The 16,864-nt window shown below is 40.0% G+C and carries 14 protein-coding genes and 1 pseudogene; 5 read left to right on the top strand and 10 right to left on the bottom strand.

Translation table 11 applies throughout. The annotated features are described in order from the left end of the window. Nucleotides 1-422: 422 nt before the first annotated feature. The 5 genes and pseudogenes from spxB to lctO all read right to left on the bottom strand — a co-directional run bounded on the left by spxB (nucleotide 423) and on the right by lctO (nucleotide 6,930). Nucleotides 423-2,198, bottom strand: coding sequence for a pyruvate oxidase (gene spxB, locus FGQ53_RS02660; protein WP_002923229.1), 1,776 nt, complete (start codon nucleotides 2,196-2,198; stop codon nucleotides 423-425). 211 nt (nucleotides 2,199-2,409) lie between these two features. After that, a complete protein-coding gene (locus tag FGQ53_RS02665; protein ID WP_138335545.1) occupies nucleotides 2,410-4,653 on the bottom strand; it encodes a heavy metal translocating P-type ATPase in 2,244 nt (747 codons plus the stop codon). Between the two features lie 9 nt (nucleotides 4,654-4,662). Then, nucleotides 4,663-5,034, bottom strand: a complete 372-nt coding sequence (locus tag FGQ53_RS02670) for a cupredoxin domain-containing protein (protein ID WP_000935055.1) — start codon at nucleotides 5,032-5,034, stop codon at nucleotides 4,663-4,665. Nucleotides 5,035-5,044: 10 nt separating this feature from the next. Next, nucleotides 5,045-5,440: a CopY/TcrY family copper transport repressor gene (locus tag FGQ53_RS02675; protein WP_138335547.1), complete on the bottom strand. Its 396-nt coding sequence runs from the start codon at nucleotides 5,438-5,440 to the stop codon at nucleotides 5,045-5,047. 420 nt (nucleotides 5,441-5,860) lie between these two features. Beyond that, a pseudogene (lctO, locus tag FGQ53_RS02680) lies at nucleotides 5,861-6,930 on the bottom strand (L-lactate oxidase). 281 nt (nucleotides 6,931-7,211) lie between these two features. On the opposite strand from lctO, the gene FGQ53_RS02685 reads away from it, so the two are divergent. The 4 genes from FGQ53_RS02685 to FGQ53_RS02700 are packed head-to-tail and all read left to right on the top strand — an operon-like array spanning nucleotide 7,212 to nucleotide 10,166. Continuing rightward, nucleotides 7,212-7,892, top strand: coding sequence for an amino acid ABC transporter permease (locus FGQ53_RS02685; RefSeq protein ID WP_138335549.1), 681 nt, complete (start codon nucleotides 7,212-7,214; stop codon nucleotides 7,890-7,892). Beyond that, nucleotides 7,852-8,529 carry an amino acid ABC transporter permease gene (locus FGQ53_RS02690; protein ID WP_138335551.1) on the top strand — a complete coding sequence of 226 codons (678 nt, stop codon included), beginning with the start codon at nucleotides 7,852-7,854 and terminating at the stop codon, nucleotides 8,527-8,529. Before FGQ53_RS02685 ends, FGQ53_RS02690 begins: the two co-directional genes overlap by 41 nt. Continuing rightward, entirely contained in the window at nucleotides 8,530-9,288 is a 759-nt protein-coding gene (locus FGQ53_RS02695; protein ID WP_138335553.1) for an amino acid ABC transporter ATP-binding protein, read from the top strand. It abuts the gene before it with no gap. An 11-nt stretch (nucleotides 9,289-9,299) separates the two neighbouring features. Continuing rightward, nucleotides 9,300-10,166, top strand: coding sequence for a cysteine ABC transporter substrate-binding protein (locus FGQ53_RS02700; protein WP_138335555.1), 867 nt, complete (start codon nucleotides 9,300-9,302; stop codon nucleotides 10,164-10,166). A gap of 68 nt (nucleotides 10,167-10,234) precedes the next feature. Here FGQ53_RS02700 and FGQ53_RS02705 read toward each other — a convergent pair whose 3' ends face one another. Genes FGQ53_RS02705 through FGQ53_RS02715 form a run of 3 tightly spaced genes read right to left on the bottom strand, consistent with a single transcriptional unit; the run spans nucleotide 10,235 to nucleotide 14,912 of the window. Next, entirely contained in the window at nucleotides 10,235-13,504 is a 3,270-nt protein-coding gene (locus tag FGQ53_RS02705; RefSeq protein WP_138335557.1) for a G5 domain-containing protein, read from the bottom strand. A gap of 46 nt (nucleotides 13,505-13,550) precedes the next feature. Next, nucleotides 13,551-13,982, bottom strand: a complete 432-nt coding sequence (locus tag FGQ53_RS02710) for a hypothetical protein (protein ID WP_000467199.1) — start codon at nucleotides 13,980-13,982, stop codon at nucleotides 13,551-13,553. A gap of 18 nt (nucleotides 13,983-14,000) precedes the next feature. Continuing rightward, nucleotides 14,001-14,912 carry a hypothetical protein gene (locus FGQ53_RS02715; RefSeq protein ID WP_138335559.1) on the bottom strand — a complete coding sequence of 304 codons (912 nt, stop codon included), beginning with the start codon at nucleotides 14,910-14,912 and terminating at the stop codon, nucleotides 14,001-14,003. Nucleotides 14,913-15,008: 96 nt separating this feature from the next. Here FGQ53_RS02715 and FGQ53_RS02720 point away from each other — a divergent pair, with 96 nt between their 5' ends. Further along, nucleotides 15,009-15,251: a helix-turn-helix domain-containing protein gene (locus FGQ53_RS02720; protein ID WP_228111173.1), complete on the top strand. Its 243-nt coding sequence runs from the start codon at nucleotides 15,009-15,011 to the stop codon at nucleotides 15,249-15,251. A gap of 207 nt (nucleotides 15,252-15,458) precedes the next feature. Here FGQ53_RS02720 and pyrE read toward each other — a convergent pair whose 3' ends face one another. Beyond that, nucleotides 15,459-16,091, bottom strand: coding sequence for an orotate phosphoribosyltransferase (gene pyrE, locus FGQ53_RS02725; protein ID WP_138335561.1), 633 nt, complete (start codon nucleotides 16,089-16,091; stop codon nucleotides 15,459-15,461). Nucleotides 16,092-16,130: 39 nt separating this feature from the next. Then, nucleotides 16,131-16,826, bottom strand: coding sequence for an orotidine-5'-phosphate decarboxylase (pyrF, locus tag FGQ53_RS02730; protein WP_138335563.1), 696 nt, complete (start codon nucleotides 16,824-16,826; stop codon nucleotides 16,131-16,133). Nucleotides 16,827-16,864 lie beyond the last annotated feature (38 nt).

The raw sequence follows: 16,864 nt of genomic DNA on the forward strand, positions 1-16,864 counted from the left end.
ACTACCTCAAGAAACAGTTATCTATTATTCGATCGAATCGAAAATATCCAAGAAAGATAAAGGCCCAATCGGTAGTTGATTTCATCTATAGAGTAACATATAGTAGATTGAAACAAGATGTGAACAAATCGATTAGGAAAGTCAAATTAATTTCTAGAAATATTTTAACAGCCATAACGTACTATTCTAGACTCAATCTACTATAAATCTCAACAAATAGGGTGAAAAACCCTTTATTTGTCATGCAAAAAAATAGAAGATGTGATAGAGAATCACTTTGATGTTCTCAATCCTATCTCCTATTCAAGTAGTTAGATCACTAACTTAATGACATTGGATTTCTCCGATCTTTTTTCGTTCCTCTCTATGCAAATCAAAGAATAAAATCTACAAGTTTTACATTTGATTTTCGACGAGAGAAATTATTTAATTGCGCGTGATTGCAAACCTTCTTCTTCCAAGAAGAGACGGAATGGTACGAGTTCTTCTGCTTCGTATTTTTCCTTGAAGGCTTTGATTGCTTCTTCTGAGTGAAGTTTTGGATCCAATTCAAGTACTTCTACTGGAAGTGGACGGTGTTGAGTGATGCGTGCATCGATAACAACAGTTTTACCTTCTTTGTTCAATTTAACAGCTTCTGCAACAACTGCATCGATGTCTTCGATACGGTCAACTGTAAACCCAACAGCTCCTTGAGCTTCAGCGATTTTCGCATAGTCAGCATTAGGGAAGTCACAACCAAACAAGTGTTTGTTTGTGTCTTCGTATTTGTCCTTGATGAAGGCATATTTACCATTTGAGAAGACAACGTTGATAACTGGAAGGTCGTATTGAACGTTTGTGATAACGTCTGGGTAGCACATGTTGAATGCACCGTCACCCATGATGTTCCATACTTGGCGATCTGGATTGTCTTTCTTAGCAGCGATACCACCAGGAAGGGCAATACCCATTGTCGCAAAGAGTGGAGATGTACGCCACATGTTCTTAGGTGTCATGTGAAGGTGACGAGTAGATGTTTGAGTAGTGTCACCTACGTCGATTGAGTAGATAGCGTCTTGATCAGCATGTTTGTTGATTGCATTGTAAACTTGATACAATTGCAATTCACCCTCAGTTTTACCTTCGAGTTTGTTCATGTAATCACGCCAGTTTTGGTTATTCTTAACGTTTGCACGCCACCATGGAGTAGATTCAACTGGATTCACTTTGTCAAGGATTGCTTTCGCTGCTTGACCTGCATCACCAAGGATTGAAGCGTCTAGGGCATGACGTTTACCAAGTTTGTAAGGGTCGATATCAACTTGGATGAATTTTTCAGTGTTCTTGAAGGCTTCGTAAACTTCAGCAAATGGGAAGTTTGAACCAAGGAAAAGAACTGTGTCTGCTTCAAAGACCACTTCGTTGGCTGGTTTCCAACCAACACGGTAAGCAGAACCTGTCAAACCTTCATAGTTCCATTCAAAAGCTTCAAAGTTTTTACCAGTTGTGATGATTGGTGCTTTGATTTTACGTGACAATTCAGTAATCACTTCACCAGCTTTAACACCACCGTAACCAGCATAGATAACTGGACGTTCAGCATTGTTCAAGATTTCAACAGCTTTGTCGATTTCAACTTCGTTCAAAGCAGGAGCGATAAATGAACGCTCGTATGAACCTGAACCGTAGTATGAGTTTTCGTCGATTTCTTGGAAACCGAAGTTTACTGGGATTTCAACAACAGCTGGACCTTTTTTAGAAACTGCAGCACGGCAAGCTTCGTCGATTACTTTTGGCAATTGCTCAGCGTAAGCTACACGTTTGTTGTAGACAGCGATACCGTTGTACATTGGGTTTTGGTTAAGCTCTTGGAATGCATCCATGTTGAGTTCGTTAACTGGACGTGATCCAAGGATTGCTAGGAATGGAGTGTTATCCATAGCTGCATCGTAAACACCGTTAATCAAGTGAGTCGCACCTGGACCACCTGAACCAACTGCAACCCCGATTGAGCCGCCGAATTTAGCTTGCATAACAGCTGCAAGAGCACCTGTTTCTTCGTGGCGAACTTGCAAGAAGCGGATATCTTTGTCTTCAGCCAAAGCGTCCATCAATGAGCTGAGTGTTCCTGATGGGATACCGTAGATTGTGTCTACGCCCCATGTTTTCAATACATTAAGCATTGCTGCAGATGCAGTAATTTTCCCTTGAGTCATAATGATAACTCTCCTTAAAAGTTAATTTGATGAACAATAAAAGCGCTTTTATATGTTTTTTGAAAACGATTCAGTAAATTTACACTCCTAATTTATCACATTTACTTATAGTTTCATAAGAATGTGCTCAGAAACTTTCATTCTCTATTACAGTACAGATTGAAAGCGTTTTCAGTCTCTGTTTTATAATAAAAAGCGAGCAAGCCCGCTTTTAGTCTATTTTACTAAAATTTAGTAAGAGTGAACTGGTTAAAACAGATACAGAACTAAAGGCCATAGCTAGACCAGCCAGTTCTGGATTGAGAACGAGACCAATTCCTGAAAAGACTCCTGCTGCAATCGGAATTCCGATGACATTGTAGATAAAGGCCCAGAAGAGATTGAGCAGAATACGATTAAAGGTTTTCTTACTCATGTCAAAGGCACGAACCACTCCTAGGAGATTATTAGTTGTCAACACCAAATCTGCTGACTCGATAGCGATATCTGTTCCAGCCCCCATGGCAATTCCCACATCTGCTACGCTGAGGGCAGGAGCATCATTAATCCCATCACCAACAAAGGCTACTTTGCCTGACTGTTGTAGTTTATGGATTTCATGAGCTTTTACTTCTGGCAAGACACCTGCAATAACCTCTTCAATTCCGATCTGATCGGCGATAGCACGCGCCACACCAGCATTATCTCCTGTCAGCATGACTGTTTTAAGACCACGTTTTTTTAACTGACTGATAGCTAGCTTGGCATTTTCCTTGGGAATATCTTGCAAAGCAAGCAATCCTTTGATTTGATTGTCAACAGCCAAGAACACAACTGTCTTAGCTTCTTTTTCCAGTTCTTCTAATTTTTCCTGATAAGCGCTAGAAATGGTCTTGCCATCCAACATTTTAGCATTTCCAAGAAGAACTTGATTCCCATTGATTTGCCCTGAAACACCTTTTCCGTGTAGGGCTTGGAAATTTTCAACAGTTTGAAACTCAAGCCCAGCCTCACTCGCTCGTTTCACAATGGCCTCAGCCAGTGGGTGTTGGGAAGCTTCTTCCAAGGATGCTGCCAATCCAAGCACCTCTGTCTCGTCGCCAATAATATCTGTGACCACTGGTTTTCCTTCCGTCAAAGTCCCGGTCTTATCAAAGACAATGGTTTGAACTTTCTGGATTTCCTGTAGAACCGTTCCATTTTTGAGAAGAACCCCCATCTTGGCACTGCGTCCTGTCCCTACCATAAGGGCTGTCGGTGTTGCAAGTCCCAAGGCACATGGGCAGGCGATAATCAAAACCGCCACTCCATAGAGAAGTGAGGACACAAAACTGGCACCAAGCACGACTACACTATCCCTGAGCAAGACAAACCAGACCCAAAAGGTCACGATTCCTAAAATGACAACTGCTGGGACAAAAATCCCTGAAATCTTATCCGTCAAATCCTGAATCGGTGCGCGACTGATCTGAGCTTTCTTCACAAAATCCACAATCTGCGCCAAGACAGTCTCTGAACCAACTTTTTCTGCTTTAAAAACAAGAGTTCCGCTGTTATTGATGGTTGAGCCAATGACAGTATCCCCCATTGTCTTGTCCACTGGCAGGCTCTCACCTGTCACCATGGATTCGTCAATACTGGACACACCTTCCACTACGACACCATCAACTGCAATCTTCTCACCGGGACGCACCCGAATCAGGTCTCCTACCTTGACTTGTTCCAAAGGAACTTGAACATAGCTATCCTCACGCAAGACTTCTGCTGTTTTAGCCTGCAAGTCCAGCAATTTTTCCACAGCTTGGGAAGTATTTTTTCTCATTTTTTCCTCAAAAACGGCTCCCAAAAGAACGAAGAAGAGAATAAATCCAGCACTTTCAAAGTAAACAGGAAGACCAGTAAAGAGAGCAACGAGGCTATAGAAATAAGCCACTAGCGTTCCCAGCGCCACCAAGGTATCCATGTTGGCATTGTGCTTTTTAAAGCTAGCCCAAGCACTCTGGATATAAGGACCACCTGCCACCAGCATAATCGGCGTTGTGGCTAGAAAGGTTCCCCAATGCATAACTTGGTGACTAATACTACCTGTCAACATTCCAATCATGAGAATCACAAGAGGCACAGTAAAGATACTGGTAATCCAAAAACGTTGCAAAAGTGACAAAGATTTTCGAGTCTTCTCAACGACTGTATAGCTTCCCTTTTGCATCTTCATGCCACAAGAAAATTCATGTTGGCCTAATTCTTGAGGTGTAAAACGAATTGTTTTCTCTTCGTCCACGCCGATTGGTTCCAAGATACCTTCTTCTTCAAACAGAATTTCCTTGTAACAGTTTGAAGGAGTTGCTCGATGAAAGGTAATCTCAGCTGGAATCCCTTTTTGAAGCTGTATATGAGCTGGATGGTAGCCTTTGTCTGCCGTGATACGGATTTTTTGAACACCATTTTCAAGACTTGCTTTTACAATTTCAGTCATATCATTCTCCTATTCTACAATCATCTTGCCGTGCATCATATTCATGCCACAAGAGAAACCATACTCTCCAGCCTGCTCAGGCGTGATTTCCACTACATACTCTTCACCCATTGGCAGGTCCGCATGTACACCAAAGTCTGGAAAAACAATTTGATCTAAACATGGTGAAGGATCCTTACGGTCAAAGACAATGCGGGCTGGCACTGATTTCTTGAGAATAATCAACTCAGGCGTATAGCCCCCCATGACCTCCACTCGAATCTCTTGATAGCCCTTTTTTTGTTGGGCCTTTTGTCCAGATTTTTCAGGCTTTTTGAAAAACCAGAACAAGATAAAGGCGATAAGGGCAATACAAATAATGGTTACAATACTATTTAACATGACGTCTCCTTTACATACAATTACATCTTACTTCTGTTACAGCACTTGATTTCTTCTTAGAAATCACAGCTTCTAAGTCTTCCAAGTCAGCCAGAGTAAAATCACATTCATCAATCAAATCAGCCAACAAGTTCTTAATCCTACGAGAACAAACCTTATCTTTGATATCTTTAACAAGCAAGTCTCGACTTTGATCCAAAGTTAAAAGTGCTGAATAGACAAAGGACTTGCCTTCTTTTTTCCGAGTCAGACACTCTTTCTCAACCAGACGAGCCAAAAGAGTTTGAATGGTCGACTTGGACCAGTCGAATCGCTCCGCCAGAACCCTGATCAAATCTGTACTAGTCTGCTCCCCCTGCATCCAAATAATCTTCATGACCTGCCATTCTGCATCTGAAATCTGCATAATCACACCCCCAAAATCTACATTTGTCAATCACAATTATCAGTATACTCTCAAAATCTATATTTGTCAATTATAAAAATCAAATTTTTATAATATATTGAATCTAAAATATAGTTAATTGAAACAAGAACAAGACAAAAGAGCCTCGTAAAAAGTATTGCAACTTGGTATAGTAGATTGAAATAAGATGTGAACAAATTAATTAGGAAGCTAGCCGCAGGTTGCTCAATGCACTGCTTTGAGGTTGTAGATAGAACTGACGAAGTCAGCTCAAAACACTGTTTTGAGGTTGGGGATAGAACTGACGAAGTCAGTAACCATATATACGGTAAGGCGACGCTAACGTGGTTTGAAGAGATTTTCGAAGAGTATTAAAACACAAGCAAAAACCTCCACATCAAGTGGAGGCAAGCTGTTTTATCAATACAATTTTAAGTCACGTGGGTCAACTGGGAGGGTTGGGTTGTATGGGTTGTGACGAAGTTTGAAGTGTTTGACATCCTCAATAGTCTGAGTTCCAGACAACTGCATGACTGTCTTCAATTCTGCATTCAAGTGTTCAAAGACTTGACGCACACCAACACTACCGCCGAGAGCCAAGCCATAGATAACCGGGCGACCAATAGCTACCAAGTCTGCTCCTGAAGCCAAGGCTTTAAAGACGTGTTGACCACGACGAATACCTGAGTCAAAGACAATTGGCACGCGTTTATCAACTGCTTCAGCTACTTCTTGAAGTGAGTCAAAGGCAGCTGGTCCACCGTCGATTTGGCGGCCACCGTGATTGGTTACCCAGATACCAGAAGCTCCTGCAGCAAGCGAACGTTCAATGTCCTCACGGCATTGTGACCCCTTGACATACACAGGGAGTCCTGAGTATGCAGCGATAAATTCTACATCGCGTGGAGACAAGCGTTGTTTAGCTGACTTGTAAACAAAGTCCATTGATTTTCCAGCACCTTCTGCAGGTATTCTTCAACAATCGGCATGCCAACTGGGAAGACAAAACCATTACGCTTATCAACCTCACGATTGCCCCCTACAGTAGCATCTGCAGTCAAGACAATCGCTTTATAACCTTCAGCCTTCACACGGTCCATGATATGGCGGTTAATGCCATCATCTTTACTAAAGTAAAATTGGAACCAGTGAGGTGTCCCTTGAAGGGCTTCCGTAATTTCTGGAAGGTCTACAGTAGAGTAAGAGCTGGTTGTATAAAGAGACCCAAACTCATGCACACCACGCGCAGTAGCCACTTCACCCTGTTCATTTGCCAATTTATGAGCTGCAACAGGCGCCATAATGATTGGTGAAGACAATTTTTCACCTGCAAATTCAATCTCTGTACTTGGATTTTCTACATTGCAAAGCGTATGCGGAACGATGAGTTTGTGGTTAAAGGCACGGATATTCTCACGTAAAGTGAAAGTATCTTCTGCTCCACTGGCGATATAGCCAAAGGCTGCCTTAGGAATAACTTGTTGCGCCATTGGCTCCAAATCATAGGTATTGATGAAGTCTACATGACCTTCTGCATTGCTTGTTTTGTATGACATAAAACGCCCTCCTTAATAAGTAAGCGTTTACTTTGTATATTACAAAAATATCTTAACTCTTTTTTCAAAACTTTTCAAATATTTTGTTTGGAAATTTCAGAAATTTTATGTCTATGATAAAAAATCCTTATCACGGCAATAAAAAATAGATATTATCCAAAGGAGCTTTTAAGTGCTACAATAACTGTATTATTTCTAGATGGGAGGTTCTATTTTTGGATTGGTCCATTGTTGAACAATATCTACCACTATATCAAAAGGCATTTCTCCTAACCTTGCATATTGCTGTTTGGGGAATTTTGGGATCCTTTCTGCTCGGCTTAATCGTTAGTATCATCCGGCATTACCGCATCCCTGTTTTGGCGCAAATAGCGACAGCCTACATCGAATTGTCACGCAACACGCCCCTTTTGATTCAACTCTTCTTTCTCTACTTCGGTCTTCCCCGAATAGGGATTGTCCTATCTTCGGAAGTCTGTGCTACTCTAGGACTGGTCTTTTTAGGAGGTTCCTATATGGCAGAATCTTTCCGAAGTGGGCTAGAAGCTGTCAGTCAAACACAGCATGAGATTGGATTAGCCATCGGTCTGACACCTATACAGGTCTTTCGCTATGTGGTTCTTCCGCAAGCAACAGCGGTGGTCCTACCCTCTTTTAGTGCCAATGTCATTTTCCTGATCAAGGAAACCTCTGTTTTCTCAGCAGTAGCTTTGGCCGACCTCATGTACGTTGCCAAGGACTTGATTGGGCTCTACTATGAGACAGACATCGCATTAGCCATGTTGGTAATTGCTTATCTGATCATGCTACTACCTATCTCACTGGTCTTTAGCTGGATAGAAAGGAGGCTCCGCCATGCAGGATTCGGGAATCCAAGTACTCTTTCAGGGAAATAATCTCCTGCGGATTTTACAAGGACTGGGCATTACGATTGGGATTTCTGTCCTGTCTGTCCTCTTATCCATGATATTCGGAACAGTCATGGGAATCATCATGACCTCCCATTCTAGAATCGTGCGATTTTTAACACGATTGTATCTGGAATTTATTCGTATCATGCCCCAGCTGGTGCTACTTTTCATCATTTATTTCGGCCTAGCTCGAAACTTTAATATCAATATCTCTGGAGAGACTTCGGCTATTATCGTTTTTACCCTCTGGGGAACAGCTGAAATGGGGGATTTGGTACGTGGAGCTATCACTTCCCTCCCTAAACATCAGTTTGAAAGCGGACAGGCGCTTGGCTTGACCAATGTTCAACTTTACTACCACATCATCATCCCACAGGTCTTGAGAAGACTGCTACCGCAGGCTATCAATCTTGTCACTCGGATGATCAAAACAACTTCCTTGGTCGTGTTGATTGGGGTTGTTGAAGTGACCAAGGTTGGACAACAAATCATCGATAGCAATCGCCTGACTATCCCAACTGCTTCCTTTTGGATTTATGGAACCATTCTAGTCTTGTATTTCGCAGTCTGCTTCCCTATTTCCAAACTATCCACTCACTTAGAAAAACATTGGAGGAACTAAATGTCTGAAACTATCTTAGAAATCAAGGAGCTAAAAAAATCCTTCGGAGACAATCCCATCCTCCAAGGTCTATCCCTGCAAATCAAAAAAGGAGAAGTTGTGGTTATCCTAGGGCCATCTGGTTGTGGAAAAAGTACCCTCCTTCGTTGCCTCAATGGCTTAGAAAGTATTCAAGGTGGAGATATTCTTCTAGATGGTCAATCTATCGTTGAAAATAAAAAAGATTTTCACCTAGTTCGCCAAAAGATTGGCATGGTCTTTCAAAGCTACGAACTCTTTCCCCATCTGGATGTCCTACAAAACCTCATCCTAGGGCCTATCAAGGCTCAGGGAAGAGATAAGAAGGAAGTAACGGAAGAAGCTTTGCAACTACTGGAACGTGTGGGTTTGCTGGATAAACAACATAGCTTTGCCCGTCAATTATCTGGCGGACAGAAGCAACGGGTTGCGATTGTCCGTGCCCTGCTCATGCATCCAGAAATTATCCTCTTTGACGAAGTAACGGCTTCTCTGGACCCCGAAATGGTGCGTGAAGTTCTGGAACTCATCAATGATTTGGCCCAAGAAGGTCGTACCATGATTCTAGTAACCCACGAAATGCAATTTGCCCAAGCTATTGCCAATCGGATTATCTTCCTAGACCAAGGGAAAATTGCTGAAGAAGGATCAGCTCAAGCCTTCTTTACCAATCCGCAAACCAAACGAGCTCAGGAATTTTTAAACGTCTTTGACTTTAGCCAATTTGGCTCATATCTATAAAGGAGATTTTTATGAAACTACTCAAACCACTCTTAACTGTTTTGGCACTTGCCTTTGCCCTTATCTTTGTCACAGCTTGTAGCTCAGGTGGAAACGCTGGTTCATCGTCTGGTAAAACCACTGCCAAGGCTCGCACAATCGATGAAATCAAAAAAAGCGGTGAGCTACGAATCGCCGTATTTGGAGACAAAAAACCGTTTGGTTACGTTGACAATGATGGTTCTTACCAAGGTTACGATATTGAGCTTGGGAACCAACTAGCTCAAGACCTTGGTGTCAAGGTTAAATACGTTTCTGTCGATGCTGCTAACCGTGCTGAATACTTGATTTCAAACAAGGTAGATATTACCCTTGCTAATTTTACAGTAACAGACGAACGTAAGAAACAAGTTGATTTTGCCCTTCCTTACATGAAAGTTTCACTTGGTGTTGTATCGCCTAAGACTGGTCTCATTACAGATGTCAAACAATTGGAAGGTAAAACCTTGATTGTTACAAAAGGAACGACTGCTGAGACTTATTTTGAAAAGAATCATCCAGAAATCAAACTCCAAAAATATGACCAATACAGTGACTCTTATCAAGCCCTTCTTGACGGACGTGGAGATGCCTTCTCTACTGACAATACGGAAGTCCTAGCTTGGGCGCTTGAAAACAAAGGATTTGAAGTCGGAATTACTTCCCTCGGTGATCCAGATACCATCGGAGCAGCAGTTCAAAAAGGAAACCAAGAATTGCTAGACTTCATCAATAAAGATATTGAAAAATTAGGCAAGGAAAACTTCTTCCACAAAGCCTATGAAAAAACACTTCACCCAACCTACGGTGACGCTGCTAAAGCAGATGACCTAGTTGTTGAAGGTGGAAAAGTTGACTAAATTTTAAAAAACAAAACGAACAAGACTAGAATTCTGACAATCAGAATCTTATCTTGTTCGTTTTTATCTTAGTCTATCATAGATGCAATTTCCATCATTGCCACAACGTTTGTTGGATCATCAGAAGTGAGTGAATGATTTGCAAATCCAAGAGCCACACGGAATTGTACGTTCTTGTTTGCTGGGCTATACCCATCACCCATCATCATAGCTGCATAGTGACCTGGTGAGTGTTTCCATCTAGTATAGAAGTAGTGAGCGAGTGCTTTTTCATTTGTAAGACTGACAATATCCCAAACCGTTGTTGTTTCTGCTGCATTTTCAGTCATTGCATTTGTTTGTTTGTAGAAATCAGGCTCATAAGCAGTTGAAAAACGAGAGCCGTCCGGACGTTTGTGCTTACCTTCCTTCTTACCTTGGTAACGCAATGAACCATGATCTGCCATTTCATTAGCACGAATATTAGCAACTCGAGTTAATTCGCTATCATCTGCTGCGATTGTTGCAGGAGTCAAGCCGATACGAGTACGCTCTTCATTAAGAAGTTCCATGAAGTGTTCATTAAGTTTGCGATTATCTACAATTTGTTCAAGCTTATTAAGTTCTGTTTGAGAAAGGCGAGATGCCGACCAAACTGAGATAAGTCCACTGTCTCTAGGAAGATCAGCTCCATCATCTGTTTCATCAACAGCCACACGATCTTTATCAGCTTGAGAAAGATTGTCATGTAGATACTTGGCGCTACGGTGATCTTCATTGTTTGGATCCAAACCGTTTTCACCTAGACTCTTAATGTCTTTCCATGTACCATCAATGTCATAATTGTTATCACTTGTTGGAACTACAACATCGGTTGGATCAGCGACACGTTTTTTCTTAGTACCATTAAAGGTAATTGTATCAACTGCATCCTTGGTTTCAACTAGTTCACGACTTTTAACAGTTCGTTCACCGGTTTTATTATTTACTGAAATAACTTTGCGGTAACGTTTGAATCCGTCACGCCCATTTTCAGTACGACTTTCACCTTCGAAAAGGTTTGAGTCATTTTCAGTTCGAGAACCGTGAGAAATTGTTTTAGTTTCTTCTTCAGTAACTTCAGACATCAATTTCTTAGTTCCATAATGAACAACTTTTTGTTTTGCTGGAACAGTGTTGATAAGTTCTCGACTTATCTCTGTACGGTTTCCATACTCATCATTTAGATACTTAACTTTATAAGTTTCTTTACCATTTACCGCATCTTCAACTCGTTCGTCACCTTCATAAAGTTCCAGATCAGCAACTCGGTTTTCACCTTCAGCGGTAAGAACTTTGTCTTCGTTAGCATAAGTGTAACGATCTTTAGTTCCAACTTGAACTACTTCATCAACTGCTGGAACAGTTTCAGTATTGATTAGCTCACTCTTAACAAGTTTGCCATCTTCATAGTAGTCTTTGTAGTTTTCAATGATTTCACCTTTTCGACCTGGAGTTTTTACAACTCGTTGATCATTGAAAAGTTTATTATTTGTTTCTTCAACAGTAGTGAAGTTTGCGCCTTCTTTTCGCTCAACTCGAGTTTTAGTTTCAGTGACTACTTTATGAGTTCCCACACGAACGACTTCTTTGACCGGTTTTACTTCATCACTTTTAACAATTGATGAACGACCATTCCCATAAACAATTGTAGTTTCTGTATAAGAACCTTTTTGACCCTTAGTCTCAACTACACGTTTACCTTCGTTTAGTGTTTCGTCTTTAACTTCTTCAGTTTCGTAATTTACTTCAACTGTTCGAGAAGTGCGGCTTGTTTCTACGTTTTCACCAGTTCCAACTTCTACGATTTCATCTACTGGGGAAACTTCATTTTCTCTTACTTGAGTTCGAGAAACTTCTGTTCCATCTGGTGTGGTTACAACTGTAGTAACAAGTTCATAAGAACCATCCTTACCAGATTGAATAACCTTTTTCTCATCTTTAGGAAGATCTGGATTTGTGTTGCTTGTCACTTTATGTTCAACTTTGTGAGTTTCACGAGTTACAGTTTGAATGTTTTTCTTAGCAACTTTAGTACCAACATGAACTACTTTATCAACTGCAGGAGTTGTTTGAGTTCCTGTTGCAACTCGACTAACCACAACATCATCTTCAAGTGTTACAGTATAAGTAGTTTCCGTTTTTCCTGCAACACCTTCTTGGACAACTTTAGTTTCTCCAACATTAAGGTTTGCATCTGGGACATGCTGAACACCAGGTTCAATAACAGAAGTTTCTACTTCAGTTCGAGTAGTTACAGCTTTTTTAACTTCAGGCTGAGCTGGGACTGCTGGTTGAGCTTCTACAGCAGGTTTACCATTTTCTGCTGGTTGAGCTGGAATTTCCACTTTACCTGGAACAGCAGGTTTAACAACTTCTTCTTTAGTTGTTTCACCCACTACAGTAGTAGTTTTACCAGTTTCAACTTGACCTTTGTCACCTGGAAGGTTTGCTTGATTGCCTTCAACCTTATCTTTTTTCTCATCTAAAGTTTTTTCTTCTTTAGTTGGAGTACCAGTTGTTTGGTCTTTGTTTTCCGGAACAGTTGGAGTTGTTGGTTTTGCCTCAACTTCTTTCTTCTCTTCCTTTTTATCTAAGACTTTCTCTTTTTCTGGTTTAGCTTCTGGCAACGCAGGCTGAACTTCAGGAGTTCCCTTTTCAGTAACTACCAATTCTGGTAATGCTGGCTGAACTTCTGATGTTCCTTTTTCTTCAACTATCAATTCTGGAAGTTTAGGTTGAACAGCTGAAATACCTTTGTCATCTGTAACTACAAGTGATGTCAGTTCTGGCTGAACAACCAGCTTCCCTTCTTCTAATATTGGTTTTTCTACTTCAACTTTTTTAGTTAAGTTATCAGATTTTTCCAGTATTTTATTATCTTTATTACCTACTTCTTGTCTAGAAACTTGCTCAACTGCTTCTTCACCCTCAGTTGTTAGCTGTGACTTAAGCTTTTCCTCTACCTTCGTTATTTCTGATAATTTTTCATATGATTTGTCGAGAGATTTAATCGAATCTTCAGCACCAACTTCTTTAGTAGCTATAAATGCTTTAGCCAATCCCTCTTTGGTATCTACTTTAGGTAGGAAACTTTTCTCTGTTTCTTTAATAGTATCAGTTGTTGTGTATTCTTTTTCTTTTGAAGAAGAATCTGAAACGGTAACATTTTCACATTGTCCTTGGTTTTGACTCGATTGATTTTGCAACACAACTGTTCCAGCTGAAATTCCTAAAAGTGCGACAATTGCAGCTGAGATTACCCAACCTCTTCTACCTTTTTTCAAAGTCTTTTTTTCATTAGTATTTTGTCTATCCATCTTTATTTTCCTGACTTTTCAATGATTATATTTTTACATACTGACACTATCTAATATATTTTTTAGAAAAACGATAATTTCTAACAGTACCTATAATGCCTCCTAGACTACATGTAAATAAAATCAAAATAAAAATGGAAAAGCTATCACCAATTACTTTAATACTATATAGATAATTAAAAATTAAAAATAAAGGTAGCGAAATCGGCAGTATAGTACAGCTCACAGCAGCTCGTCTCATTTCTTTGGTCTCTCCACTCATAAACCAAGTCAAAGGTAAAAATCTCATCCAATTTAAATATTCTTTCTGTTGGATTTTTTCTTCAAACAAATGAGTAAATAAAGTATAAAATGGCAATGCAACATAATAAGTTGCTTTCACTAAAAAGTACATTACCGTTATAAAAATAGCAAAGCCCCACCACATATCTCTAACTGTTTGATCAATATCACTTTCATATTTCGGTTTTCCAAACATCTTATTTCTCCTAATCTATTATTTCATTAAATTTGTAAATGTATTAATTGTTGTCATTTTGTTATTGTAATCAACTTTTCTTTGTAATTCTTGAAACTGATAATTTAATTGCTCTGTCCTTATCATGTCCTCATACATATTTTGCGCTTGTCCTAAGTCATAGGCTCTACCTTGATCAATTACATTAACCATATAAGCAAAAGCATCAAAATGAATATCTAACCCTGCTTGTTGCCTTGCATAAACAAATGGAATACTATTCAATTTCTCCATACAATAGTTTCTAGCTTGAGCAACTTCATCCTTATGTTTTTTTACTTGATCTGCTATTGGTTTTTCATGCTTCACTCGTTGATAAGCAAAATAAATCGGAGACCATAGCAGAACCCATGCTCCCACCCAAAGGGAGTATTCAAAAGGTTTACTTAAGATTCCTAAACCAGAACTAGAAAATTCACCAAGTCTATCTATATAGGCAACTAAGAACAATGAACCTAAAATTCTGAAAACCCATCCCAAAACACTTAATTTCGGATTGATAAGAGAAACGTGTTTTCCATCTACTATATAAAAATACTTAGTTAGGTCTTCTACTCTTTTAGACCAAATAGCAGCTTCAACTATTAAGTTTCTACTACGTTTAGGCTCTTCTATTGTCGAAAGATATTCTTGTAAAACAGTCTGGTATGATTGCGGATTAGCGATAGGATAATATTCATATTTTTTGCCTTCTGCAGTAATGACATCAAGTGAATGGTATGCACCATTATCAAAAACTTCAGACCAATGTTTATTTGGTAACCTCCCTTTTACATAGGCTTCCCAAATAGTCCATTCATCAAACAAATCTGACTTAGATTCATCCGGAATAATTCCTAAAAAATAATCTAACTCATTCTCCTCTTGAGAAATAATATCATTCTTATTCATCCATAAGTCTCCTTTCCTAGTTATTTTATCATATTGTGGATATATACACAATATGAAGTCAGATACTTTTTTCTTATAATTAAATAAAAGGAGTTGATGACGATAATCAGTTTTAACCCACTCTGGGCTACAATGAAGAAAAAAGAAGTTTCTCAATATAAGTTATTAAAATCCGGAGTTGATAACAAAACTCTTGACAGCTTAAAGAAAAACAAAAACATAACTTTACTAACTCTAGAAAAGCTATGTCGCATTTTAGATTGTCTTCCAAATGATATCGTTGAATTTATCGAAGAAACTCCCGATTCTAATATTAGTAACACATTTATCAAATTTTAATATTCATTCTTGTATTGGAACATTTACTTAATCTACCTTCTATGACATTGTTTACAGTATAAATCAAATAATCAGAACAAAAACTCAATTTGACTAGAAACTTCGGAAAACATTTCCAAAATAAAACGCATCACATCAAGCTTTTCTACACCTGATATGATGCGTTTTTATATTATGAAAGTCTTTTCTCAAAATTCTTTGATTTTTCTACACTTCTTGCCAATTTTCTTGGTCTTCTTTAAATCGTTTTAGGAGATCCAATCCTTCTGGCGTGATATAGCCTTCTTCTTGAGCTAAATGGATAAGCTCACTGTAGTTTGAAAGTGTCACCAATTTCACGCCAGCATCCGCAAAGTTCTTATCTGCTTTTGGCAATTGGTAACTGAAAATTGCTACAACTCCAAGCACATCTGCTCCTTCGCGTTTAGCTGCTGCAACAGCTTCAAGAACAGAACCACCAGTTGAAATAAGGTCTTCAACCACTACCATTTTTTGACCTTGAGCCACGCGACCTTCGATTTGATTACCAGCTCCGTGGTCTTTTGGTTTGCTACGGATATAGGCAAATGGCAAGTTCATCTTATCAGCAATAATGGCTCCATGTGGAATCCCTGCTGTCGCAGTTCCTGCAATCACTTCAACCTCTGGAAAGGCTTCTTTGATAGCATCCACAAAACCATTTTCAATGAGAGTACGAGTTTCTGGATAGGCAAGCGTCACACGGTTGTCAGTATAAATCGGCGATTTAATACCAGATGCCCAAGTGAAAGGCTCCTCTGGTTTGAGGTAAACGGCTTGAATTTTCAAGAGGTGGCTAGCGATATCTTTAGCAAGTGTCATGGTCTTCTCCTTTTATTTTTATAATCTATTTCTCTAATTCTAGTCTTGGTTCCATTCATCCTTGATGGCATGATAGGCTGCAACAGGATCCTCAGCTTGGGTAATGGGACGTCCCACTACAATATAGTCACTACCAATTTGATAGGCATCTGCTGGTGTCATGACGCGTTTTTGATCTCCAACAGCAGCTCCCTGAGGGCGAATCCCCGGTGTCAGACAGATAAAATCTGGATTGGTGGCCTGCTTGATGAGTTGGACTTCCTGAGCCGAGCAAACGACACCATCCAAGCCAGCTTCAGCTGTCTTCTTGGCATAGTGAATCACAGACTCTTGCAGGCTGGTTTGGATATTTTGAAAATCCTGCATCTGGGCTTCCGACGTTGAGGTCAACTGAGTCACTGCAATCAATTTGGCTTGACTCCCAAGACCTTCACGCGCAGCCTTCATCATCTCTACACCACCAGCCGCATGAACATTGGTCATATCGACACCAAGCTGAGACAAGACCTTCATGGCTGACTTGACTGTATTAGGAATGTCATGAAGTTTTAGATCAAGAAAGACGCTGTGACCCTGACCTTTCAAGTAAGACACAATCTCAGGCCCCGTTGCGTAATAGAGCTCCATCCCTACCTTGAGATAAAGGCTTTCTTCTGCTGGAAAAAGAGCTAAGAATTCCTTGACTGCCTCAAAACTAGGAAAATCAAGAGCAATGACTGGACGATGTTCTCGCATAGGTTTCTCCTTTTACCTTTGCTAGTGAGAGAGTCTGA

Origin of the sequence: Streptococcus mitis (genome assembly GCF_005844455.1) — a bacterium.
GTDB classification, from domain to species: Bacteria; Bacillota; Bacilli; order Lactobacillales; family Streptococcaceae; genus Streptococcus; species Streptococcus mitis_BF.